At 33.0% G+C, this 23,816-nt stretch carries 23 protein-coding genes and 5 tRNA genes; 15 read left to right on the top strand and 13 right to left on the bottom strand.

The genetic code is table 11. From position 1 onward, the window contains the following. Positions 1–90: 90 nt before the first annotated feature. The 4 genes from ACXJH6_RS06955 to ACXJH6_RS06940 are packed head-to-tail and all read left to right on the top strand — an operon-like array spanning position 91 to position 3,962. Positions 91–369 (top strand): EscU/YscU/HrcU family type III secretion system export apparatus switch protein, encoded by a 279-nt coding sequence (locus tag ACXJH6_RS06955; RefSeq protein WP_456471033.1) that lies wholly within the window; start codon positions 91–93, stop codon positions 367–369. 2 nt (positions 370–371) lie between these two features. Then, positions 372–2,843: an EAL domain-containing protein gene (locus tag ACXJH6_RS06950; RefSeq protein WP_456471032.1), complete on the top strand. Its 2,472-nt coding sequence runs from the start codon at positions 372–374 to the stop codon at positions 2,841–2,843. After that, positions 2,840–3,415: an AmmeMemoRadiSam system protein A gene (amrA, locus tag ACXJH6_RS06945; RefSeq protein ID WP_456471031.1), complete on the top strand. Its 576-nt coding sequence runs from the start codon at positions 2,840–2,842 to the stop codon at positions 3,413–3,415. The genes ACXJH6_RS06950 and amrA overlap by 4 nt, the downstream gene beginning before the upstream one ends. 43 nt (positions 3,416–3,458) lie before the next feature. Beyond that, positions 3,459–3,962: an ATP/GTP-binding protein gene (locus ACXJH6_RS06940; RefSeq protein WP_456471030.1), complete on the top strand. Its 504-nt coding sequence runs from the start codon at positions 3,459–3,461 to the stop codon at positions 3,960–3,962. Here the strand turns inward: ACXJH6_RS06940 and ACXJH6_RS06935 are convergent. After that, a complete protein-coding gene (locus ACXJH6_RS06935; protein WP_456471029.1) occupies positions 3,959–5,542 on the bottom strand; it encodes a sensor domain-containing diguanylate cyclase in 1,584 nt (527 codons plus the stop codon). The two genes, ACXJH6_RS06940 and ACXJH6_RS06935, sit on opposite strands and share 4 nt — an antisense overlap. Before the next feature lie 33 nt (positions 5,543–5,575). Next, positions 5,576–7,264 carry a dihydroxy-acid dehydratase gene (ilvD, locus tag ACXJH6_RS06930; RefSeq protein ID WP_456471028.1) on the bottom strand — a complete coding sequence of 563 codons (1,689 nt, stop codon included), beginning with the start codon at positions 7,262–7,264 and terminating at the stop codon, positions 5,576–5,578. A gap of 82 nt (positions 7,265–7,346) precedes the next feature. On the opposite strand from ilvD, the gene ACXJH6_RS06925 reads away from it, so the two are divergent. The 3 genes from ACXJH6_RS06925 to ACXJH6_RS06915 are packed head-to-tail and all read left to right on the top strand — an operon-like array spanning position 7,347 to position 9,666. Then, complete coding sequence (locus tag ACXJH6_RS06925) at positions 7,347–8,150, top strand: hypothetical protein (protein ID WP_456471027.1); 804 nt, start codon at positions 7,347–7,349, stop codon at positions 8,148–8,150. After that, positions 8,147–8,536 (top strand): hypothetical protein, encoded by a 390-nt coding sequence (locus tag ACXJH6_RS06920; protein WP_456471026.1) that lies wholly within the window; start codon positions 8,147–8,149, stop codon positions 8,534–8,536. The genes ACXJH6_RS06925 and ACXJH6_RS06920 overlap by 4 nt, the downstream gene beginning before the upstream one ends. A 41-nt stretch (positions 8,537–8,577) precedes the next feature. Then, complete coding sequence (locus ACXJH6_RS06915) at positions 8,578–9,666, top strand: hypothetical protein (RefSeq protein ID WP_456471025.1); 1,089 nt, start codon at positions 8,578–8,580, stop codon at positions 9,664–9,666. Here ACXJH6_RS06915 and ACXJH6_RS06910 read toward each other — a convergent pair. Continuing rightward, complete coding sequence (locus ACXJH6_RS06910; RefSeq protein WP_456471024.1) at positions 9,652–11,346, bottom strand: ABC transporter ATP-binding protein; 1,695 nt, start codon at positions 11,344–11,346, stop codon at positions 9,652–9,654. The genes ACXJH6_RS06915 and ACXJH6_RS06910 overlap by 15 nt on opposite strands. Positions 11,347–11,405: 59 nt before the next feature. On the opposite strand from ACXJH6_RS06910, the gene ACXJH6_RS06905 reads away from it, so the two are divergent. From ACXJH6_RS06905 to ACXJH6_RS06880, 6 genes are all read left to right on the top strand, one after another. Then, positions 11,406–12,137, top strand: coding sequence for a substrate-binding domain-containing protein (locus ACXJH6_RS06905; protein ID WP_456471023.1), 732 nt, complete (start codon positions 11,406–11,408; stop codon positions 12,135–12,137). After that, on the top strand, positions 12,124–14,061 hold the full coding sequence (locus ACXJH6_RS06900; RefSeq protein ID WP_456471022.1) for an EAL domain-containing protein: 1,938 nt from the start codon (positions 12,124–12,126) through the stop codon (positions 14,059–14,061). The genes ACXJH6_RS06905 and ACXJH6_RS06900 overlap by 14 nt, the downstream gene beginning before the upstream one ends. 17 nt (positions 14,062–14,078) lie before the next feature. Next, positions 14,079–14,846, top strand: coding sequence for a metal ABC transporter solute-binding protein, Zn/Mn family (locus ACXJH6_RS06895; RefSeq protein ID WP_456471021.1), 768 nt, complete (start codon positions 14,079–14,081; stop codon positions 14,844–14,846). After that, positions 14,843–15,565 (top strand): metal ABC transporter ATP-binding protein, encoded by a 723-nt coding sequence (locus ACXJH6_RS06890; protein ID WP_456471020.1) that lies wholly within the window; start codon positions 14,843–14,845, stop codon positions 15,563–15,565. The genes ACXJH6_RS06895 and ACXJH6_RS06890 overlap by 4 nt, the downstream gene beginning before the upstream one ends. Beyond that, a complete protein-coding gene (locus ACXJH6_RS06885) occupies positions 15,553–16,332 on the top strand; it encodes a metal ABC transporter permease (protein WP_456471019.1) in 780 nt (259 codons plus the stop codon). The genes ACXJH6_RS06890 and ACXJH6_RS06885 overlap by 13 nt, the downstream gene beginning before the upstream one ends. 328 nt (positions 16,333–16,660) lie before the next feature. After that, complete coding sequence (locus ACXJH6_RS06880; RefSeq protein ID WP_456471018.1) at positions 16,661–17,257, top strand: TrmH family RNA methyltransferase; 597 nt, start codon at positions 16,661–16,663, stop codon at positions 17,255–17,257. A gap of 6 nt (positions 17,258–17,263) precedes the next feature. Here ACXJH6_RS06880 and ACXJH6_RS06875 read toward each other — a convergent pair whose 3' ends face one another. The 3 genes from ACXJH6_RS06875 to purB are packed head-to-tail and all read right to left on the bottom strand — an operon-like array spanning position 17,264 to position 19,904. After that, a complete protein-coding gene (locus ACXJH6_RS06875) occupies positions 17,264–17,875 on the bottom strand; it encodes a protein-L-isoaspartate(D-aspartate) O-methyltransferase (RefSeq protein ID WP_456471017.1) in 612 nt (203 codons plus the stop codon). Beyond that, on the bottom strand, positions 17,872–18,573 hold the full coding sequence (locus ACXJH6_RS06870; protein WP_456471016.1) for a carbon-nitrogen hydrolase family protein: 702 nt from the start codon (positions 18,571–18,573) through the stop codon (positions 17,872–17,874). The genes ACXJH6_RS06875 and ACXJH6_RS06870 overlap by 4 nt, the downstream gene beginning before the upstream one ends. Continuing rightward, the gene (gene purB, locus ACXJH6_RS06865) at positions 18,573–19,904 is read right to left on the bottom strand and encodes an adenylosuccinate lyase (RefSeq protein ID WP_456471015.1); all 1,332 of its coding nucleotides are present in this window, start codon (positions 19,902–19,904) and stop codon (positions 18,573–18,575) included. Before purB ends, ACXJH6_RS06870 begins: the two co-directional genes overlap by 1 nt. Positions 19,905–19,947: 43 nt before the next feature. Between purB and tatB the strand changes: the two genes are divergently transcribed. Next, positions 19,948–20,274: a Sec-independent protein translocase protein TatB gene (tatB, locus tag ACXJH6_RS06860; protein ID WP_456471014.1), complete on the top strand. Its 327-nt coding sequence runs from the start codon at positions 19,948–19,950 to the stop codon at positions 20,272–20,274. Continuing rightward, positions 20,274–21,155, top strand: coding sequence for an RluA family pseudouridine synthase (locus ACXJH6_RS06855; RefSeq protein WP_456471013.1), 882 nt, complete (start codon positions 20,274–20,276; stop codon positions 21,153–21,155). Before tatB ends, ACXJH6_RS06855 begins: the two co-directional genes overlap by 1 nt. 211 nt (positions 21,156–21,366) lie before the next feature. On the opposite strand, the gene ACXJH6_RS06850 is transcribed toward ACXJH6_RS06855, so the two are convergent. From ACXJH6_RS06850 to ACXJH6_RS06820, 7 genes are all read right to left on the bottom strand, one after another. Then, a tRNA-Asn gene (locus tag ACXJH6_RS06850) sits at positions 21,367–21,442 on the bottom strand. A 5-nt stretch (positions 21,443–21,447) separates the two neighbouring features. Beyond that, positions 21,448–21,538, bottom strand: a tRNA-Ser gene (locus ACXJH6_RS06845). Between the two features lie 6 nt (positions 21,539–21,544). Next, positions 21,545–21,632: transfer RNA gene (locus ACXJH6_RS06840), tRNA-Leu, on the bottom strand. 42 nt (positions 21,633–21,674) lie between these two features. Then, positions 21,675–21,749 (bottom strand) — tRNA-Cys (locus ACXJH6_RS06835). A 24-nt stretch (positions 21,750–21,773) separates the two neighbouring features. Then, positions 21,774–21,850, bottom strand: a tRNA-Gly gene (locus tag ACXJH6_RS06830). Between the two features lie 60 nt (positions 21,851–21,910). Beyond that, complete coding sequence (gene pckA, locus ACXJH6_RS06825; protein ID WP_456471012.1) at positions 21,911–23,488, bottom strand: phosphoenolpyruvate carboxykinase (ATP); 1,578 nt, start codon at positions 23,486–23,488, stop codon at positions 21,911–21,913. A 112-nt stretch (positions 23,489–23,600) separates the two neighbouring features. After that, positions 23,601–23,813, bottom strand: a complete 213-nt coding sequence (locus ACXJH6_RS06820) for a hypothetical protein (protein WP_456471011.1) — start codon at positions 23,811–23,813, stop codon at positions 23,601–23,603. Between the last annotated feature and the right edge of the window lie 3 nt (positions 23,814–23,816).

Below are 23,816 nucleotides of genomic sequence, written 5' to 3'. Positions count from 1 at the left end.
ATGAACTTAAAAAATGGGAAGATATAAATATTGAAGTACCGTTTGAAGTTTATTTATATAAATCAACTTTAACAAAAAAAGGTCCTATATATGAAAAAATTTATAAATACTAAAGCGGTTGCCCTTAAATACAAGGCATATGAAGATAACGCTCCTAAAATTGTGGCAAAAGGAAAGGGAGAAATAGCCAAAAAAATAATTGAAAAAGCAAAAGAGTTTGATTTGCCTATTTTTCAAAACGAACTTTTGGTGGAAAATCTGATAAAAATACAAACCGAAGAAATTCCTCCCGAACTTTATAAAGCGGTGGCGGAAGTATTCGTATGGCTTCATAAAGTAGAACAAAATGCCGAGCTTAGCAGGAGATAGATATGAATATTTCTTATGAAAGAATAGTAAAAGAAATACCGGCTAGTGTTTATATAGTGAAATTTAATTTTAAAACCGAACGGATTGAGGAGATAGACATTATAAATCATATTCCGTATTCAGGTTATGATACATCATTTTTAGAAAAGCCGCAAAATTTAAAAAAAATTGCTTTACCGGAAGATTTTGAACTTTTTATAAAAAAATTAAAAGAATTAAAATATAAAGAGAGTGTGGAATTTGTAGCAAGAATAATTTCTAAAAATAAGGTTTTTAAATTCTTAAGTGTTTATTTAAAAGTAATTAAAAAAGAAAAAGATTGTATTTATGCGCTGGGTTATAATGTTGATGTCAGTGAAAGGGAAGAGTTTGAATTAATTACTGAAAAACTTTTTAGTTACAAACATATAGGGTTTATGATATATCAGGAAAAAATAGTATTCGTAAATGACTATCTTTCAAAAAAACTTGGGATAAAAGCGGAAGATGATACATATGATATTTTTGGCTATGATGAGGAATTTGCTAAAAATATAAAAAGGCGTTTAAGAGGCGAATTTTTTGAAATGTTTTATCCTTATAGGGAATTTATTGTAAATAACAAGAAGTTCTACTGTGATGTGTTTGCTGATACCGTTATTTTTAAAGGGAAATACAGCGGTTTTGTAATAATGGTTGATAAAACGGAAAAAGTAAAAAAAGATATGTTTTTAGAAATGGTTGCGAATATTCATTCTCTGTTTTTATCCGAAAAAAATGTAGAAACCTTTTTACAAGATATTGTCGATTTAATAAATTCGAAAGGTTATAATTCTCAGATAGTGTATAAAGACAGGAAATTTGGAGAGTGTAAAAATTTATTAAGCAGAGTGGAATTTAAAGAAGATAATTTTGAATTTATAATAGAGAGTAAATATGAAAATGATTTTGAGTGTTGCGAAGATTTGGCAAAAGGTTTGGGCAGCGAAATAAAATATGCCGCAGAGTATTTGGTTTTTAATAAATATCTGGTTTTACTTAAAAAATCTTTTGATGAAAGTTTTCAGGCTATCGTAATAACGGATGAAGAATTCAATATCGTGTATTGCAATAAAGTATTTTCTGAATTAAAAGACGGAATAACGAATTTAAATGAAATTTTTAATAATTTAGATATAAACGAAGATAAGCCGGTGGAGAAGATTTTAATAGGTTATGTTGAGGGTAAACATGTTTTTTTAAAAGCAAAAATAATTCCGGTATATTATGATAAAAAATATTATGTTTTTCAAAGTATTATTTTAAACGATGAGCATGTTGTAGTTGATTCTCTTACAAACTTGTTAAACAGAAAAGGTTTTTTGGAAAAAAATTATTTGGATTCTAAAAAAGTTATTGTGGTAATTGACATATATGAATTTAAGTCCATTATAGAATCCCGCGGAAAAAAATATGCCGAGGAAATTTTAAAAAAATTGGCTTCTTTTCTAAAAAAAGAGATAGGTGTTAGTAAAATAGGAAGGGTAGGAGGCGATGAATTTGCTTTTGTTATCGATATTGAAAAAAATGAATTAAAAAATTTTTTAAATAAATTAATAGCAAAAATAAATGCCTTTTTGAATTTAAACGTAAATATAGGGGTCGTTGTTGTCGATGATAAAGAAAATAATTTAGAAATTTTGTTGGAAAAAGCTTATGTGGCTTTAAATAAAGCGATTAAAGAAGGGGGTAATACTTATAAAATTTACGATGAGAATATAGGATTAGAAAAGAAAAAAATTTATATTGTGCATAATTTAATAAAAAGAGCCGTTAAAGAAAATAATATCATTTTTTATTTTCAGCCTTATGTTAATCAGGATTTTAAGGTAGCAGGGGCTGAGAGTTTAATTAGAATTAAGGAAAAAGAGAGGATAATTCCCCCTGCCGAATTTATAGAAGAAGCGGAAGAAAGCGGACTTATCAGCGATATAGAAAAAATAACCTTTCCTAAAATTGTGGAATATGCCAAAAAAGTTGATATAAATTTGAGTTTTAATCTTTCTGCATATTCTTTTATACATAATGAATTTTATGAATCTATTCCGGAAGTTAAAAATCTGACAATAGAAATAACGGAAAGAATTGTAACAAATATGCAGTTGGCAAAGGAAAAAATAGATATAATTAAAAGCAAAAATATAAAAGTTGCAATTGATGATTTCGGAACGGGCTATTCCAATTTTATGTCGTTAAAAGAACTTGATTTTGATTTTTTGAAGATAGATATGAGCTTTATCAGATTTATAGAAACTTCAAAAAAAGACAGGGCTATTGTAAAATCGATTGTAGAGTTTGCTAAAAGTTTGGATTTAAAAACAGTTGCAGAAGGAGTTGAAACTGAAAAACAGGTTGAAATATTAAAAGATTTAGGATGCGATTATATGCAGGGGTTTTATTTTTATAAGCCTATGCCTTTTGAAAAATTAAAAAAATTGTTAGGAGGGGAAAAATGAAAGAAAATTTTAAAATATTGCCTAAACTTGCAAGAATGTCCATTTTAGAAGAGTTTGAAGGAAAAAAACTGATAGACAGAGAAGAATGGGTTAGCAGATATCCATGGCTTGAAGAAAAAAGGGCTACGTTTGTTACTTTAAAAATGAAAGATAGACCAAGAGGTAGTAATTTAAGAGGATGTATAGGCTCTATTTTGCCTTATAGACCTCTTATTGACGATGTTGTGGCCAATGCAAAAGCCGCGGCTTTTGAAGACCCGAGATTTCCGCCTTTAACTCCTGAAGAGTTTGATAGGGTGAAAATAGAAGTCAGCGTTCTTACGGTGCCTGAAAAACTGGAATATACGGATATTGAAGATTTAAGAAGAAAAATACGCCCTGGAGTTGACGGGGTTATTTTGCAGCTTGGAAATCATCAGGCAACTTTCTTACCGGCTGTATGGGAAGAATTGCCTTCTTTTGATTTGTTTTTTGCCCATTTATGTCTAAAAGCGGGGCTTCCGGGAGACTGTCTGGTTTATCATCCGAGTATTTACGTATATCAGGCAATAGAGGTGGAAGAGGAGGATTAATCCTTTTTTCTTTTTGCCGATATGTAAATAAAAAAGGTTTGTAATGCTAAGCGTTGACAGATACGGTTTAAATGCCGCAAGTTTTGATTTTTCTTTTACTACCAGCAGCGGTGATAAAATAGAACTCAATATGTTTGACAGCGTTGAAGCTCAAAGCAGTTTTAAAAAAGGAAGAGGTGTAGTTTCACAGGAGCTTACATTAAAACATTCTTACGGATATGAATTTCATTATGAAGGTAACGGGCTTGATAAAAACGATTTAAAAGAGATAAAAGAGGCTTTTAAAAAGGTAAAACCTCTTCTTGAAAAGTTTTTAAAACAAAAAGACGCCAATGAAAAGGTTATTTCAAACGTTGCTCATGCTTTAAAATCAAAACTCCCGGAGCCTAAAAACGAAGAACATGAAAAAGCTGTTAAACAAGAAGGGGTAAATACGTTTGATGAGGTGTTAAAATCTATAAAAGCCGGGTTAGAGGAGCTTAATGCAGCTAAAAAACTTTTTGATAAGCTTTTTGACAATTCAAAAAAACTTGATATTTTTGCTTAAAACTCCACTCTGTTTTTTCCGTTTCTTTTTGCTTTATACAATTTTTCGTCTGCTCTTTTAATAGCTTCAAAAAGATTTTTATCTGTTTTTCTAATTTCGCTTATACCAAGGCTAATAGTAAAACTGATAGTTTTATCTCCGGCTTTTATTTTTAGATTTTGTATGGCTTCTCTTATTTTTTCAGCTATTGTATAAGTGGTTTGGATATTGGAATTTGGAAGAATTAATAAAAACTCCTCTCCTCCGTATCGGATGAAAAAATCGTCTTTTCTTATGTGTTTTTTTATTTCTTCGGTTAAACGTATAAGTACCATATCCCCTACATCATGTCCGTAAGTATCGTTTATTTTTTTGAAATCGTCTATATCGAGCATTATAATGCCTACCTGTGTATCGGAGAGCTGATATTTTAAAAACAGTTCATGGGCTTTTTCTTTTAAAAATCTTCTGTTAAAAATATTGGTAAGGCCGTCTTTATATGCTTTTTGTGAATAATCTTCCACTTTTTGAGTTAAAAGAGATATATAAGTTTTAATAGTCTGAGCCACATCTAAAAGGGAATTTCTAAAGCTGTCTAATTCGTCTTTTTCTTTTTGTTTTGGAGGTAGTTTGTCAAATTGTTGATTTTTTATTAAAGATAAAATCTTTTTCATTTCGTTAATTTTATTAAAAATCCAGATAAATAATAAAAACAGTATTGCGATGATTGTTATATAGCTAAATATTTCTATACTCATTTTGTTTTTCATGTAATTTTTTAAAACATTAATCGTTTTTGATATGTCGTCTTTTATTACTATATATCCTATAGTTTCATTAAAAAAGTCGACTATTTTTATTTTGGTATATACCAAATTATTTTTTATTTCATATCCGGGTGCCGGTTCTATTAAATAAGGGGTTCCGATTATCCTGTATCCGTTTATTAAAGGAAGGTCTTTAAAAAATAGATACTTTTTAGGAAGTAAAAATTTTTTTAAAAAATTGTCATTTAAATATATGCTGACACCTTTTGCGTTTAATTTTTCAAACATATTTTTAAATACTTTTATGTGAAGCCCAAAAGAAACGCTTCCAAGAAGCCTGTCTTTATAAATAATCGGGTATGTAGCCCTAAGACCAGGGTATAGTCTGCATATATAAAAGTGTGTGGACGGTTGAAAAGATGTAGAAACCCAGAGTATATCCGCTCTTGCTTTACTGACGTCTATGTTAAAAACTTTAAGGTTTGCAAAATTTACGAAACTTGTAGCGGGTCTTTTAAAAAAATGAATTTCTTCAAGAAGGTCTTTTTCGTGTAAAGAGGTATAAAGCGGTTTTACAAAATTTATAAGTTTTGTTCTGTTGTTTTCTAAAAATGCGTTGATAACTATATCAGAAGAACTTATAAATTTGGCAAAAGCGTTTAGAAAATCTTTTTTATTTTCCAGCATTAAGGAGAATTCTTTATTTCTTAACTCATAAATTTCTTTTGCTTTTTGCTGGGTGATTAATTTTATTTCCTGTTGAGAATAATAGAGGGTAAGCCCTATAACAAAAACGCTTAAAAGAAATATTGCAAAATACACCTTATATTTCATTTTTGTCCTTTTAATGCCCAAAAGGGCAAAATATCAGTCTGCTTTTAAAATAGCTCCGTTACTTGCGTTTGTTACAAGGGCTCTGTATTGTTTTAGCCAGCGTCCCGGTACTTCTTTTTTAAGGGGAGTAAATTCTTTTTTTCTTTTTTCAATTTCTTCATTGCTTAATTTTACGTTTATAGAAAAATTATCCACGTCAATTTCTATAATGTCTCCGTCTTTAAGAAGACCTATCATTCCGCCCTCAGCCGCTTCAGGACTGATATGTCCGATGCTTAGCCCTCTTGTAGCGCCTGAAAATCTACCATCAGTAATAAGTGCTACTTTGTCACCAAGTCCCATTCCCATAATAAGACTAGTAGGTGCCAGCATTTCCTGCATACCCGGTCCTCCCTTTGGACCTTCGTATCTGATGACAACCACGTCGCCTTCTTTTACTTTTCCCGAAGTAATTCCTTCTATCGCATCTTGTTGGGAATCAAAACAAACCGCTTTACCCGTAAATTTTCTCTCACCCGTAATTCCGGCGGTTTTAATTACGCATCCTTCTTCAGCCAAATTACCAAACAGTATCGCCAAACCTCCGACTTTACTGTATGGGTTGTCAACAGGATGAATAACGCTGTAATCTTTAACCTCGGCGTCTTTAATTCTATCTGCTACCGTACCGCCTTCGATTACAGGATTATCAAGATATAAAATCGTATCGCTTCTTTTGCTGATTTCTTTCATAACCGCGCTTATTCCGCCGGCTCTATTTATATCTTCCATATGTATCGTCTGAAGGGACGGAGAAATTTTTGCTATGTGTGAAGTGTGACGTGCGATTTCATTTATTTTTGCAAGGTCAAAATCAACTCCCGCTTCTTTTGCAATTGCCATCATGTGAAGTACCGTATTTGAACTTCCTCCCATTGCCATATCCACTACAAATGCGTTATGGACTGCTTTTTCGTTGATAATGTTTCTTATTTTGTACTTTTGAGTTAATTTTTCGTCTTTTGCTATTTCACAAATTCTTCTTGCCGCTTTTCTTAATAATTCTTCTCTCTCAGGTGTAAGCGCTAAAATAGTTCCGTTTCCTTTTAGGGCTATTCCCATAGCTTCTATTAACGTATTCATACTGTTTGCCGTAAACATTCCGCTACAGCTTCCTCCACCAGGACATGCCAGACATTCAAGCTGATACAGTTTTTCTTCGTCCAGTTCGCCTTTTTCAAACTTTCCTACCCCTTCAAATACCGTGGCAAGGTCAATCGGAGTACCGTCCGGAAGATGACCGGCTCTCATAGGACCGCCTGTTACAAAAATAGTCGGTACATTTACTCTTAATGCACCCATTACCATACCCGGAGTTATTTTGTCGCAGTTTGGAATACAGATAAGTGCGTCAAGTTTATGAGCGTTCATAACGGTTTCGATTGAGTTTGCGATAATTTCACGGCTTGGAAGGCTATAGAGCATACCGTCGTGTCCCATAGCGATTCCGTCATCCACGCCTATTGTATTGAATTCAAAAGGCACACACCCGTTTTTTCTTATTTCGTCTTTTACGATTTCTGCGTATTTGTTTAAGAAAAAATGCCCGGGAATTATTTCTATAAAGCTGTTTGCCACACCGATAAAAGGTTTGTCAAAATCTTCGTCTTTAAGACCGCAGGCTCTAAGCAGACTTCTGTGAGGGGCTCTGTGCCACCCTTTTTTTATTTCGTCACTTCTCATTTTCTTCCTTTTTTATTGCTATTTTATCACAAATCGCTAAAAATTTATTAAAATTCTTAATAAAGAATAGAAAAGGGAATGTATGCAACTAGAAGAATTTTTAAACGACTATTTTAAAGAGATAAAGGAGGTAGGAGATTTTCATTTTAATTATCTTATTTCAAATAAATTTAAATTTCCAAAAACCAACTATATTGAACTCAAACGCTTTATAGATACAGCCGTTAATTTTCTTAAGAATATAGATAAAAAGATTCTTGAGGGTTTAGCGGGAAAACTGTACGGAGATATAAACGTTTTGTATGATTTTTATAAAAATTTTGAAAAAAAATCTCAATATGTAGAACTTGTTTTTTATAATGAATATCTTGAAAATATGGAAAAATATAAATCATTAAAAGAAGAGTATGAGAGTCTTAAAAAAAGTATAGAAAAATATACTGCTACAATATCGATAAGTGAAGAAAAATTAAAATCAATGCCTTCTACCGACCCGGGATATAAGAAATTTAAAAAAATGTATGTTGACGCCATTCATGAACTTTCAAAAAAGAGGGACAGATTTCAGGAAGTGAAAGAAGAACTTGCCAATATAGAAAAAAAAGAAGAATTGCAGTTTTTCCCTAAGTTTAACAAATATAAGGAAATGTATTTAAAAAAGCTTGAAAAAGTTATCAACGTTAAACTGTTTTATTTTGAAAAACTTCTTTGGTATAATGCTTCAAAATCTCGTCCTATTGTTAAATTTTTTGACGAAGCGGGAATAGAGGGGGATTTTTCGACTAAGACTTTTATTAGGTATTTTTTAAGGAATATAGATATGTCAAAATCCCGTAACAGCGACTGGCTTAATTATCTTCAAAAAATATTAAAGGTGGTAGAATGAATCTTTTTATTTCATATACTCCTGAAGAAACCGCTTTTTTATTAAATTTAGTGGAAAAAAAAGGAATTAAACTTGGTGATGACTTAGAATTATTTAATGTGAGATATTTTAAAAATGTAATTCTTAAAAAGAGAGATATTATAAAAACCTATGATTTTATTTATCTGAAAAAAGGCAAACTGGCGGTAGTGGATAAAGAAAAAATTATAAAAATTATAAAACCTGGAGAAGTTTTCGGATTTTGTAAAAAGTTTTTTGGAAAAAAATATCCCGTAATCGCTGTTAATGATAGTGATTTAATTCTTTTTGATATAGAAGAGTCGTATTACGCTTTAAAAAAACTAATTAAATATTTGATTAAAAAAGAGATAAAAAATGTCGTATAATTTGATATAATTATACTCAAAAAAATTAAAGGTTTTGTTTTATGTTTATTTTGCCGAGTAAAGAAGATGCAGATTTTATAGTAGGGCATTCAAAGCAGTTTTTTAGAAAAGACGATAATTTCTTAGATAGACAAACAGCTGTTTATCACTACAAACAGGCTAAATTTGAAGAGTTTGAAAAATTTAAAGATAAAGGCTCTTATGAATTAAGGGGGCTTACTTTTATAAAAAATGATAAAAAGTGGAAAAGGTTTTTAGCGTTACATAAATTTTTTGAGCTTAATCAGGCGCCCGGATGGATGGAAGAAGATTTAAAAAATAAAAAAATAATTAAAGTCGCGGAAAAAATTGACGGGAGTTTATTACAGCCCGTATTGATAGACGGTAAAATTTATTTTAAAACGAAGCTCTCTTTTGAAGCGTATCAGGCAAAAAGAGCAAATGAGATAATGCTTAAAAATCCTGCTATAAAACGGTATATTTTAGATAAATTCAAAGAAAACAAAATTCCGGTATTTGAATATATTTCTCCTAAATCCCAGGTGGTTATGGATTACGGAAAAGAGGATTTGATACTTATTCAGGTAAGGGATTTGAAAACGGGTGAATATGATTTGGAGTTTGAAAAAGAGGCTGAAAAAAGAGGTATAAAATACGCAAAAGAGTTTGAAATAAAAAGTCTTAAAGAATTTATAAAGCTTGCCGAAACTAAAAAAGACATAGAAGGCTGGGTTTTGATTTTTGAGGATATGAAGTTTGTAAAAGTAAAAACGGATGAATATTTAAGAAGGCACAAACTGCTTGGAAAAATTCAGCCTCATGAAATTATTGCCGCTATTTTGGAAAAAAGAGATTATGAATATAAAGAGATTTTAAATAAAAAAAGCGAAAAGTATGAATATTTTAGAGAAATTGAGAATAAGTTTTGGGAAAAATATAATAAGCTTAAAAAAGAAGCAAAAAAAGCGATAAAACTGCCAAAAAAAGTGTTTAAGAAAAAATATGCATTCCATCCATATTACGAACTTTTTGCAATGTGTAAAAACAGGGGAATGGAAGAGTTTGACGGTTGGATAAAAAAGCACACCGCAAGGTTTAAAGGAGCTAAAAAATTTTTAGAACTTGATTAGCGAGCGGTTTTTAATCATATAAATTTCATCGGCTTTTGCGATTGTTTCAGCCCTGTGGGCTATAATAACCGATGTTCTGTTTTTTAAAAACGGCTCTATGTTTTTAAATACCTTTTCTTCCGTATCGATATCAAGAGCTGAGGTGGATTCGTCAAGTATTATGATTTTAGGTTTGTATAAAAGGGCTCTGGCGATTGCAACGCGCTGTTTTTGTCCTCCGCTGAGTTTTACCCCGTTTTTACCCACATACGTATCAAGCCCTTTTGGCCATTTTTTTACAACTTCTTCAAGTTCGGCCAACTTTAAAGCCTTCCAAATCTCTTTTTCGTCAAAATCTTTGCCAAGAGTGAGATTAAAGCGCAGGGTGTCGTTAAAAAGTCTTGTTTCCTGGAGTATCAGGTTTACGTTCTCTCTGATTTTATCAAGTCCTGTTTCTTTATAGCTTATACCGTTATATAAAACGTCCCCTTCGTTCGGGGTAAAAAATCCGGCGATAATTTTTGCTAGAGTCGTTTTTCCTCCGCCGCTCGCACCTATAAGGGCCGTAATTTTTTTAGGTTCAAAAACAGCAGAAGCGTTTTTTAAAATCCACTCACTCTCTTTATATTTGAATGAAACGTCTTTTACCTCTACTTTTACCAAATCTTTAAACGGGTCTTTTTTGTGAGGAAATACCGGCTCTTTTGGAAGTGAGAGGGTTTCGTTTATTCTCTCAAGTGCCGCTTTTGCCCCGAAATACGCGTATTGAATTGATATGATTTCCTGAATCGGAGTCATCATAAACCATAAATATCCGTAAACCGCAAGCATAAGCCCTATTGATAAGCTGTCATACGCTACGGCTAAAATTCCCGCGGCCCTGAATATTTCAAACCCTATTAAAAATATAAGAAAGCTCAGTTTACTGAAAGCTTCGCTTTTGTAGCTGAAATTAAACGATTTTTCTTTAAGCCCACGCGCAAGTTCAAAGAGTCTTTTGAAAAAGTAGTTTTCTTTATTAAATGCTTTTATCTGTTCGAAAAGTTCCAGTGTTTCGATTAATGCTTCCTGGAATACGGAGATGGTTTTGTTTTGTTCGCGCTTGTATTTTTTTACTTTTCTGGCAATTTTTCCTGATAGCACCACTACAAAGGGATTTAGCAGCAGTATAAAAAGTCCTAGTTTCCAGTTTATTAATAAAAGCACCGCCGCTACTCCTATAAGAGTCAAAAAAGAGATAACGAACTTGGAGACGGATTTTATTAAAAATTCTTCAATCGTGTTTACGTCACTGATAAGGCGGCTTGCTATATCTCCCGTTTTTAGGTTTTCATATTCGTTTATTGAGAGGTGTTTTAAATGGTTTAGGACTCTTATTCTGATTTTATAAGTAATGTCTTTTGTGATTTTTTCAAAAAAACAGGTCTGTAAGATATTTAATCCAACAAAAGCGGCTCTTAAAAAAACCACTACAAAAAGAGTAACTGTTACATAACAAAACGCTGAGCAGTTTCCAAAAATCCGGCTTATGCTCTCCGTCCAGAATCCATGCTTTTTCAGTAAAACCTCGTCGATTAAAAGAGGCATAAGCATAGGCACGGGAATGGAAATTATCGTAGCTGTTAGCGCTATTAACTGAGCAAGAATGAATTCTTTTTTATATTTTTTTATTTCTTTTAAAAGTTTTTTAAAATTATACATTTTTTTATTCTCTTTTTTTGCAGAAATTGTATATAATAAACAAAAAAAATGGTAGGGGAATGAAAAAGGTTATATTGTTATTAATAGTAAATTTTTTATTGGCGAATGAACTTATATTTTACTGCGGGATAACGATGAGAAAGCCTATGGCTGAAATAGCCCGTGTTTTTGAAAAAAAACATCATGTAAAAATACATATTATTCCCGGAGGTTCAAAAGCGCTTTTGAAAACCATTAAAACCGCTAAAAAGGGGGATTTGTATCTGCCGGGGAGCGAAGGGTATGTTTTAAAAAATAAAAATCTTTTTTTAGATTATAAAGAAGTGGGATATAATCAATTGGGACTCGTAGTAAAAAAAGGAAACCCGAAACATATAAAAGGGCTTGATGATTTATTAAGAACCGATATAAAAGTGGTGTTGTGTAATTATAAGCTCAGTTCATGCGGAAAAGAGACAAAAAAAGTTTTAACAAAATATAAGGGAGAAGAGTTTTTTTACACTGTGCTTGACAGATGTGTGGAGGTGGTTCTTGATTCAAGACCGTTGAATGATAGGGTAAAAACAGTAGCGGACGTGGGACCTAACTGGAAAGCTACCGCTAAATGGAAAGGAAATAAAGAATATTTGGACGTTATAGATATTCCTGCGGCGAAAAAACACAGACTGTTGTTGGCTGTGGTTAAATATTCTAAAAATAAAAAATTGGCAGAAGAGTTTTTAAAGTTTGCAACTTCTCCTAAAGGACTGGAAATTATGAAAAAATACGGATTTAGAGATGAAAACGAATAGATATATAATTGTTTTTGTTTTAGTAAATCTTCTTTTTATAGCTGTTTATGTGTTTTTTAATTTAAAAACCGTAAAAACCCTTAATGAGATTAACTTACAAAAAGATTATGTCCGCTCTAATGAAATAATAGTTTTTGAAATAGGTAAGAAACTTTACCGTTTAGAAAATAATATTCTTAAACTGACTGTATTTGGAACGGAAGATAATATTGTGAATTATTATTTAAAAAAAATAAAAAAAGAAATTAATGAAATTAAACGCTTAATAAAAGTTTTACAAACGGGGGGAGAATATAGTCAATCTCTTTTGGTAAACACCTCTTATAGCGAGAAATTTAATAAAACGTTAAAAATAGAAAAAAAATATTTTGATGTAGGTCTGCTTGACGTTGTTGCAAAACTTAAAATAGTGGATGAAGAGTTAAATGAGCTTTTGGTTTTAATAAAACAAAGAAACAATAAAATTGAAAAAAATATAGCGTTAAGGTTAAAAAGGTTTTTAAAACTTATGCCTTCTTTGTTTGATAGAATGGCTGAAAATACAAACAGATATCTTGTAAAGACCGACTCCACTTTAAGAGAGCTTGAATGTAAAAAAGAAAAACTGTTAAAAAAATATTTTAACATTCAAATTGTTTTTTTAATTTTTACTTTTTTTATTAATATTTCGATTTTATTTTATCTTCTTAAAAGTTTTAACCGTCTTTATGAAGAATTGGAATATAGGCTTTGTCATGATAATTTAACGAAACTTAAAAACAGGCTGGCTTTAGAGGAAGATTTGAAACATTATAAATCAAAAACGAAAAAAGGTCTTATTCTTATAGATATTGAAGGTTTCAGTAACATAAACGAACTGTATGGTGTGGAGATAGGAAACGAATATCTTGTAAGTTTTTCACAGACTTTGAAAAAACTGCTTTCTGAAGAAAATATATATCGGGTTGGAAGCGACGAATTTGCCGTTTTGTTAATAGATAAATCCGATATAAAAAAACATGCAAAAAGACTTTATAAAGAGATTGTAAATCAGAAAATATATATACCAAGTCTTGATATCAGCATTGACATTGATGTGAAAATGGGGCTTGCAGTAAAAGAAAATCTGTTGAGAAACGCTACTTTTGCCTTACAAATTGCAAAACAAAAAAACCTTCCTATATATAAAATACTAAAAAAAGACATTATAGAAGCAAATGAAAAAATAAAAGAATCTATGTATTGGAGTAGGGAGATAAAAAAAGCTTTAAAAGAAGATAATTTTGTGCCTTTTTTTCAGCCTATCGTAGACAGGGACGGGCATATAGTAAAATATGAGGTTTTGATGAGAATGAAAAACGGAGAGCATTATGTCCCTCCCGTATTTTTGGATATAGCCATAAAAAATATGCAGTATATTAATATTTCGAAAAACCTCTTTTTAAAAATAGTGGAAATTTTAAAACATAAAAATATAAATGTAAGTTTTAATATCAACTTTTTGGATATCGAAAATTTTGAAATGAGAAACTTAATATTAAAAACTTTAAAACAGTATCCGGAAACAGCCAAGAGAATCACTTTTGAAATACTTGAAAATCTGGAAATACAAGAATATGAGCTGCTTGAAAGTTTTATTGAAGAATCAAAAAGTTTGGGCAGCAGATTTGCAATAGACGATTTTGGAAGCGGATTTTCAAATTATAAAAGAGTATTGGATATGAAAACGGACTTTTTAAAAATAGACGGAAGTCTGATAAAAAATATTCACGAAGACAGGCATTCATATAATATCGTAAAATCAATAGCTCTTTTTGCAAAAGAGAGTAATATTAAAACGGTGGCGGAATTTGTGCATTGTAAAGAAGTTTTTGAAGTGTGTAAAGAACTAGACATAGATTATTTTCAAGGGTATTATTTTTCTCCTCCTTTAAAAGATATCTAGACTTAAAGGAAATCTTTATGAAAAAACTGATTTTTTTAACAGTAGTTACATGGCTTTTTGGTTTAAACATAAGTGTTAGTATTTTACCTCAAAAAGGGGTTGTAAAGGCTATCGGTAAAGATAAGGTAAGCGTAAATGTTATGGTGCCTCCCGGAGTTTCTCCCGCGACGTATTCGCCCGATTTTAAGAAACTTAAACTTCTTAAAAAATCAACGCTGTATTTTTATGTAGGAGTGCCTTTTGATAAAAAGTATCTTTCAAAAATAAAAGAGATTAACCCTTCAATAAAAACGGTATATTTCGGTAAATATCTAAAAACAGACTCCAACCCTCATATATGGTTAAGCCCGGCATTTTTAATGCTTGAAGCAAAAGTAGTGTTAAATGAACTTATTAAAGCCGACCCTGACAATAAAAATTTTTATTCAAGCAATTATAAAAAATATATTGAACTTTTGGGGAATTTGGAAGAAAAGGGATTTAAAGAAATCAGGCAAAAGGCTTTTATTACTTTTCACCCTTCTTTTTATTATTTTGCAAAAGATTTTGAAATCAATCAAATAGCCCTTGAAAAAGAGGGCAAGGCGCCTAGTTTTTCATATCTTGCCAAAATTATTAAAATTGCTAAAAAAAACAGGATAAAAACGGTTATTATCTCTCCTGAGTTTCCTGTTAAATATGCAAAAATAGTGGCTTCAAAAATAGGCGCGGATGTGAAAATTATTTCTCCCCTGAACGAAAAACCCGAATATACTATAAACAGACTTATAGAGGCTCTTAAGTGAGAGCTGTTGAGATAAAAAACTTATATTTTAAATATCAAAACGAATGGGTGCTTGAGAATATCAATCTTGAAGTTGAGGATGGGGAATTTGTTGCCATTGTAGGACCTAACGGGGGAGGAAAAACAACGCTTCTTAGGCTTATGCTGGGTTTTTTAAAACCCACTGAGGGAGAAATTAAAATTTACGGCAAACCTCCTAAGGAGGCTTCTTCTTTTATGGGATACGTACCTCAATATACCAATTTTTCCCTTGATATCCCGATTACCGTGTTTGATATCGTTCTTCAGGGGCGGCTTGAGAGAGGTAAATTTTTTTATTCTAAAAAAGATAAAAAAAAAGCTCTTGAAATTATGGAAAAACTGAAAATAAAAGATTTTAAAGACAGAAAAATAAAAGACCTCTCCGGCGGACAGAGGCAAAAAGTACTTATTGCAAGAGCATTGGTAAGTGAGCCTAAAATAGTGCTTATGGACGAGCCTACAAGCGCTATAGACCCTAAGGGTCAAAAAGAGATACTTGATTTAATTGAATCGATGCAAATTACAAGAGTAGTTGTAAGTCATGATATAAAAATACTTTTAAGAAATGTGGATAAAATAGTTTATATTCATAAAAAAGCGGTAATTCATGAAGGTCCTAAGCTTAATATTCCAAAAGACAAACATTTTTGTGAAGTTGAGCTTATAGAATTTTTAAAGGCTGACGAATGTGGGATTTAATATCCAATTCCGTATATGCGGGAATTTTGCTCAGTATCGCAATAGGAATTATAGGTTCTCTTATAGTAATAAACAAAGCCACTTCCATTACTGGAAGCATTGCCCACGGGAGTTTCGGGGGAATTGGAATAGGAATATATTTTGGGATAAATATATTGCTTTCCACAACTGTTTTTACTCTTTTTCTGGCTTTAATTTTAGCGTTTATTACAATATATTACAAACACCGCTCAGACAGTCTTATAGGGGTTATATGGGCGCTTGGAATGAGTGTCGGTATTATTTTTCTCTCTTTATCGAGCGGTTATCATGCCGATGCCCTCAGTTATCTTTTCGGAAATATTTTACTGGTGGAAAATAGCGATATTTTTATGATGGCCGGGGTTGATTTATTATTGCTGATTTCCATTATAGTACTTTATAACCGTTTTTTGGCTATGAGTTATGATATGGAATTTTTAAAAGTAAGAGGTATTAACGCCGAGGTTTTATATACCTATTTTTTGATTTTAACCTCATTGACGATAGTTATGAGTGTCAGGGCTATAGGAATTATTTTGATTTTAGCACTTTTTACAATTCCTCCTTTAATAGCGGAAAGATTTACAAAAAAGTTTTATTTAATGATGGTTTTAAGCGGAGTTCTTTCTTTGATTTTTGTGGTGGGGGGTATTATTCTAAGTTACTATTTTGATTTGTCTCCAACTCCGGTAATCGTAATAATCGCGGCTTTGGGGCTTTTTTTGAGTATGTTTAAAAAGGGTTAAAAATCATACCTTTTTACACATCTTCCACAATGGCAAAAAAAGGCAGGATTATTTCATGCTAAACTACAAAGATAAAAATATGACAGCTCCGTGCTTCTTTTTGCTTATGCAACACTCAAATTTTGCTAAAAAGTGCGAACGGCAAGCGCCCTGACGGGTAGACGCACTTTTTTTTAACGCAAAATTTTCGTTAAAATCCGCAATGCTGTCATATTTTTACTTTTTCGTAATTTAAATTTTTCTGGTATGAAACAGCCCTAGTTTGAGGTTCGAGATGTGTAGAAAGGTATGGTTAAAAATAGTATAATTTCAACAAAAAGGGATTGATTTGTATCTGGTTACCGATGAGAGACTTGAAAAGATGAAAAAGGTTTTAAATACCAGACAGTGGACTCTTAGGGTTTTTATGGATTACGTCTATTCTCCTCATAATCTATCAGCTATTGTCAGAACATGCGATGCTGTTAATGTCGGAAAACTTTATTACAGGCATCAAAAAAAAGTAAGACTTAACAATGAAATTACCATGGGAGCCCATAAGTGGATTTTTCACGAGTATGTTGAAGATATAGAAGAATTTTATAAAAACATAAAAGAAGAGGGTTATCAGGTAGTTGTAACTCTTTTAGATAAAGATACGGTGGATTTTAGGGAGGTGGATTATACAAAACCGACGCTTGTGGTCCTTGGGAACGAAGTGGACGGGGCTAGTGAAATAAGTGTAAAATACGCCGATAAAAAAGTAATAATACCAATGTATGGAATGAGCCAGAGTTTAAACGTATCTGTCGCCAATGCGGTGATTTTATATGAAGCCCAACGACAAAGAGCACTTAAAGGTATGTACGATAAGCCTTCTCTTCCTCCGGATTTAATAGAAAAAACGTTAAGAAAATGGGCTTATGAAGATGTTATTAAAAGATAAATATTTCTAATCTCTTAAAACGCCTTTTTTTAGAGGAACAAACTCACAGGCTTCAAGTTCTTCTTTTTTTCCGTTTTTATAAAATCTTGTTATTATCTGCCTGTTTCCGTTTTTAACAGGGGCGAGTATAAATCCGTCTTCTTTTACCTGTTTTAAAAGTCCTTTTTCAAGGTTATCTATATATGCTGAAAGCAGTATTCTGTCATAAGGGGCAAACTCCCTCCACCCATATCTTCCGTCATCGCATTTTGCATTAATATTGTAAAGACCTAACTTATTAAATCTTTCTTTTGCCGTTTTTACGAGTTCGCATATTCTGTCTATAGTAAATACCCTTCTTACGATTTTAGAAAGGACGGCTGCCTGATAGCCGCTTCCGCATCCTATTTCTAAAATGCTGTCAACTCCTTCCAAATCAAGATAATAAGTCATTTTAGCAATGGTTAAAGGAGAGCTTATAGTTGAGTCGTCGGCTAAAGGGAGAGGTGTGATTTCGTATGCTTTTTTTTCAAATCCGGCGGGGACGAAATATTTTCTGTCAATTTCACAAAACGCTTTATACTCTTTTGGACCTAAAGGTACCAAATCGGCAAGTTTATCGGCTAGCTTTTCATTCATGATATTCCTATATTGAGTTTTTTTCTTATTTTTTTGTTTTTATCAATCTTTATATCGGTAATTCCTTTTTCACACTTAACCTCAATCCCTTCACCCCATGCGTCTAAGACGCATCCGTAAGCTTCTTCATTGGCGCTGTTTGCCGCTATTACATAGCATTGATTTGAAAGTGCTAAGGCTTTATTTAGGGTTTTAAAATGTTCTATTCTCTCTTTTCCCCATCTAGCCGGCACTAAAATTAAATCAACTCCTCTAAAATCTATCCAATATTCTATAAATCTCAGCTCAAAACATATTAAGCTTCCTAATTTTAATCCTCTCCATTCAAATATTTCCGGTTTTTCGCCTGTATCAAAATGTTTTTTTTCATTTCCGAAAAGATTGTGTTTTGCCCTTTTGTATGTTAAACCGGTATCAAACAGGCAGAAGTAATTTTTATTATCGAGTATTATGGTAAGCGCAAAAGATTTTTTTATTTTTGAAAGTTCATTTATTGCGTATTTTCCAAATCTGTTTACTTCATCCCATTTTTCATAATCAAACCCTGTTAGACAAACTTCCGGAAAAAGAAGAAAATCAGCGGGCGAATTTTCTATAATTTCAACCACCCGCTTTAAATTATATTCATAATCCTTTGAAGTTTTAAAATTAATTAATTCAATTTTTAATTTTCCGTTTTCCATTGTGGAATTTTCCATTATTCTCCGTAGACTCTTTTATAGATTTTATCTACATTTCTCGTATAGTAATCATAATCAAAAAGACTTCTGATTTCATCTTCTTTCATAACTTTTCTTAAATCTTCGTCTTTAAGCAGGTTTTCAAGGAATAAACTCTCACCTTTTTCATTAATAGGGGCTTTTCCTTTTTGAAGTTCTTCCCATACTTTCATAGCGTTTCTCTGAACGATTTTATATGCGTCTTCGCGGCTAATGCCTCTTTTTGGAAGTTCAAGCAATACCCTTTGAGAAAATACAAGTCCTCCCGTAAGATTTAGATTTTTCATCATATTTTCAGGATAAACTACAAGATTTGAAATAATATTATTTAATCTATGTAGCATAAAATCGGTTGTAATAAACGCATCAGGCAGCCAGAATCTCTCAACCGAGCTGTGAGAAATATCTCTTTCGTGCCAAAGCGCCACATTTTCCATAGCAGGGTTTACATAAGCCCTGATTACCCTTGCAAGACCTGTAATGTTTTCGCTAAGAACCGGGTTTCTTTTGTGCGGCATAGCGGATGAGCCTTTTTGACCTTTTGAAAAATATTCTTCCGCTTCATATACTTCCGTTCTTTGGAAATGTCTGATATTTACGGCTATTTTTTCAACTGTAGAAGCAAGAAGCCCAAGAGCGGAAGCAAGTCTTGCGTATCTGTCTCTTTGAATTACCTGATTTGAAATTGGTGCCGGTTTAAGCCCTAGATATTCGCATGTAAGTTCTTCAAGTTCAATAGGAGCGTGGGCGAAGTTTCCCATAGCGCCGCTGACTTTTCCCACACTGATAACATCAAGCGTTTCTTCAAGGTTTTTGAGATGCCTTTTCATTTCGTCATACCAGATTGATAAAACAAGCCCGAATGTAATAGGCTCTCCGTGAATTCCGTGACTTCTACCAACCATCAGCGTATATTTATGCTCTAAGGCTCTTTTTTTGATTGAGTCCATTACCATTTTAACATCGTCAATAATGATTTTTAAAGAATCTCTCATCTGAAGCGCCACAGCCGTATCAATGGTATCGGAGCTTGTCATTCCGTAATGAACCCATCTTGACTCTTCTCCGAGACTTTCGGCTACACTTGTTAAAAAGGCAATTACATCATGTCTTGTCTCTTTTTCGATTTCGTGAATTCTTTTTATATCAAATTTCGCGTTTTTAATAATCTTTTTGGCATCTTCATCGGGAATAAGTCCTAGTTTATTCCACGCCTTTACAGCCGCTTTTTCAACTTCAAGCCATGCGTTAAATTTTGCCTGTTCGTCCCATAACTTTTTCATCTCTTCTCTAGCGTATCTTTCAACCATAAAGTGTCCTTTTTTTGATACAATTATAACAAAAAGGCTACTTATGCTAGATATTGGCTTTCCTGAGTTTACTTTTATTGTAATAATAGCGATAATAGTACTAGGCCCTGATAAACTTCCCGAAGCTCTTAAAGCGACTGGAAAAATGGTCGGTAAGGTTAAAAGAATGTGGAGAGACGCTACAGCCGATATAAGACGCGAATTGGAACTTGAAGAGATGAAAGAAGAAATGCAAAAATATAAAGAAGAGCTTAAAAAACTTCAAGAACAGGTTAATAAAGACACATCCGAAATCAATAAAGGATTGACAAGTCTTGATGATTTAACAGCCATGGGAAATACTAAAAATTTTAAGGATATGATTAAATAATGGGCTTTGTAGTAAAAGAATTTGATATAAAAAATGAAAAAGTTCTTGATTTTTTAGTCAAAAAGCTCGGATTTAACGTAAGAGAAGCAAAAAGAGCAATTGACAGGGGAAGAGTTAGTGTAAATGATAAAAGAGTTACTAAAAAAAGCGCAAGAGCTACCGGAAAACTTAAATGTATAGTTTTTGAACCCAACGGATACGGGTTAAGGCCTATATTCGAAACGGCTCACTTTGCGGTTTTTGATAAGCCAAGCGGGGTTGCCATTCATCCTAAAAAACTTGCCAATACAAAAAGTCTTCTTGATGACGTAAGGGCTTTATGGGGAAATGACGCAAATTTGGTTCACAGGCTTGATAAAGAAACCAGCGGTTTAGTAATGGCAAGTAAGAATAAATTTGCTGAAAGCATACTGAAAAAAATGTTTCAGGATAAAGAAATTCAAAAAACATACGTAGCGCTTGTAAAAGGTCATTTAAATAAAGAAATGACAATAAAAAAACCGATAGCCGTAAATAAAGACGAAAATATAAAAGTGAAAGTTCTTATTCATCCTGATGGGAAAGAATCCGTTACCATTATAAAACCTGTAAAAAAAATAGGTGAAAACACATTAGTTGAATGTATTCCTCTAACAGGAAGACAACATCAAATAAGAGTGCATTTGTATAGCATAGGTCACCCTATAATAGGAGACCCTTTATACGGAGTTGATAATGAATTTGCCGATAGATATTTAAATAAACTGGTCAGTGAAGAAGAGAGAATAGAAAAAACAGGGGCTAAAAGATTGATGCTTCACGCAAAAAAAATAGAATTTGAATTTATGAATAATAAGTATGTAATAGTAAGTGAGAGTTTTGAAAAAGAATTAAGCGGTTAAGCTAACATTAAGGAAAATTTATTATAATTCTAGCTCAATTTCCCCTCCTTAAAAGTTTTTACCTCCTTTTAAGCCCTTTTGGGCTTTAAAAAAATATTTAATCCGATATTTGGCATTGATTTTTTATTAAAAAACGGGTGCTAAATCAGGAGTTTAAAAAGATTTTGTTTTATTAGTGTGTCTGTCACTATTTATTGAAGAAATAATTAAATGGCTCCGGCGAGAGGACTCGAACCTCTGACCCGACGGTTAACAGCCGTCTGCTCTACCGACTGAGCTACGCCGGAATAAATGGCGGAGAGGGCGGGATTCGAACCCGCGGTACCCGATATGGGTACAACGCCTTAGCAGGGCGCCGGTTTCAGCCACTCACCCACCTCTCCGTAAGGTGGTGCCCGGGGCCGGACTCGAACCGGCACGGGCAAAGCGCCCGAGGGATTTTAAGTCCCTTGCGTCTACCAATTCCGCCACCCGGGCTTGAAATGAAAGTTTATCAAATTAAGCTTAAGATTGCCTTAATGGAGGCGCCACCCGGATTCGAACCGGGGATCAGGGCTTTGCAGGCCCCTGCCTTAGCCACTTGGCTATGGCGCCATGATGAATTAAACTTTCATTTACTGGAGCGGGCTACGGGACTCGAACCCGCGACCTCCACCTTGGCAAGGTGGCGCTCTAGCCAACTGAGCTAAGCCCGCATTTCGTAGATGAAATTATATATAAAAAATCACAAAAAAGCAACAGCTTTTTTGTGAAAATTAAAGTTTAGGACCGGCTTTTTCGTAATCTTTTCCTTCTTGGACGTCTTCGTAACGTTTAAAGTTCTCAACAAACATTTCAGCAAGTTTTCTAAGCTGTCTGTCATATGCCTCTTTGTCTTCCCATGTATTTCTTGGATTTAATACTTTTGTATTAACCCCCGGAAGCTCTTTTGGAATAGAGAGGTTAAATACAGGCAGTGTTTCAAACTCGGCATTTTCAATGCTTCCGTCAAGAATGGCGTTAATACACGCCCTTGTGTCTTTAATGCTCATTCTTTTTCCAACCCCATAAGGTCCTCCGGTCCATCCTGTGTTTACAAGATAAACATTTACTCCGTGTTTGTCTATTTTTTCTCCAAGAAGTTTTGCATATACTGTTGGATGAAGCGGTAAGAAAGGCTCACCAAAACAAGCACTGAATGTTGCAACAGGTTCGGTAATCCCTCTTTCAGTTCCCGCTACTTTTGCAGTATATCCGCTTAGGAAGTAATACATTGCCTGTTCTTTTGTAAGTTTACTTACAGGCGGCAGTACTCCAAATGCGTCTGCTGTTAAGAATATAATATTTTTTGGATGTCCTCCCTGAAGAGTGCACTCATGGTTTTCTATATGTTCTATAGGATATGAAACTCTTGTATTTTCCGTTTTTCTTGAATCAGTATAGTCCACTTCTCCGTTTTCTTTTATTACCACGTTTTCAAGAAGAGCGCCTCTTTTAATAGCGTTATAAATTTCCGGTTCGCTCTCTTTATCGAGGTTAATTACTTTTGCATAACATCCGCCTTCAAAGTTAAACACACCTTTATCATCCCACCCATGTTCGTCATCGCCTATAAGTTTTCTTTTTGGGTCGGTTGAGAGGGTTGTCTTTCCTGTCCCTGAAAGACCGAAGAATAGGGCGACGTCCCCTTTTTCTCCTATGTTTGCAGAACAGTGCATTGAAAGCTTTCCTTCAAGCGGAAGCCAGTAATTCATCATAGTAAATATACCTTTTTTAAGCTCTCCTCCATATAAAGTTCCGCTCATTACGGCTAAATTATCTTCTATGTTAAATGCCACGAAAATATCGCTGTTTAAGTTTTCTTCTTTCCATTTAGGATATCTTGCGGCTCCTCCTACAAGAAAAGTAAAATCTGGTTTAAAATTTTTAAGTTCTTCTTCTGTTGGTAAAATAAACATATTCATAACAAAATGAGCCTGCCAAGCAATAGGAGTTACAAATCTGATTGCGCGTCTGCTTTCTTTACTTGCCCCTACGAATACATCAACAACATATAATTCATCATATTTGGATAATTCTTCTTTTGTGAATTTTTCAAGTTCTTTAAATGTTTCAGGAGTTATAGGTTGGTTTATTTTTCCCCATGCTATAAAATTTTCGCTTGGAGGCTGTTTTACGAAGTATTTATCTTTTGGACTTCTTCCTGTAAACTCTCCAGTATCTACAGCTGTAGCACCACTTGCCGTTTGAGTAACTTCACCTTTTTTTAAGGTGTCTTCAATTATTTTGTCGTAACTTGGATTATGAATGATTTTATTGGCTTTTATACCAATTTTATCAAGTTTTTTTATCATAATTTTCTCCTACTTAAATGTGGTTGTATGGATTGAAATTATATCAAAATATTAGAAGAAGCAACAGATAATGGAAAAAAATTATTAAAAGAAAAAAGAAGGAAAGAAGAAATTAAAGGTCTTTTTCAAGACCTGATTTTTTAAGGGTATATTCTGCGAATTTGTAGCTAACTATAATTAAAACAGGCCACATAAAAAATAGAACAACACCCCATGTTGTGTCGATTTTATGAACTTCAGGGTCAATTCCGTTTGGTAGTAGCTTTTCAGAAGCCATTAAAAGACTTCCGAAAAATACCATAATAAGCGCTATTATTTTTCTCATTAT

The organism is Caminibacter sp. (genome assembly GCF_053999135.1).
Note: the sequence above shows the minus strand (reverse complement) of the source record. Positions and strands in the feature narration are given on the sequence as shown.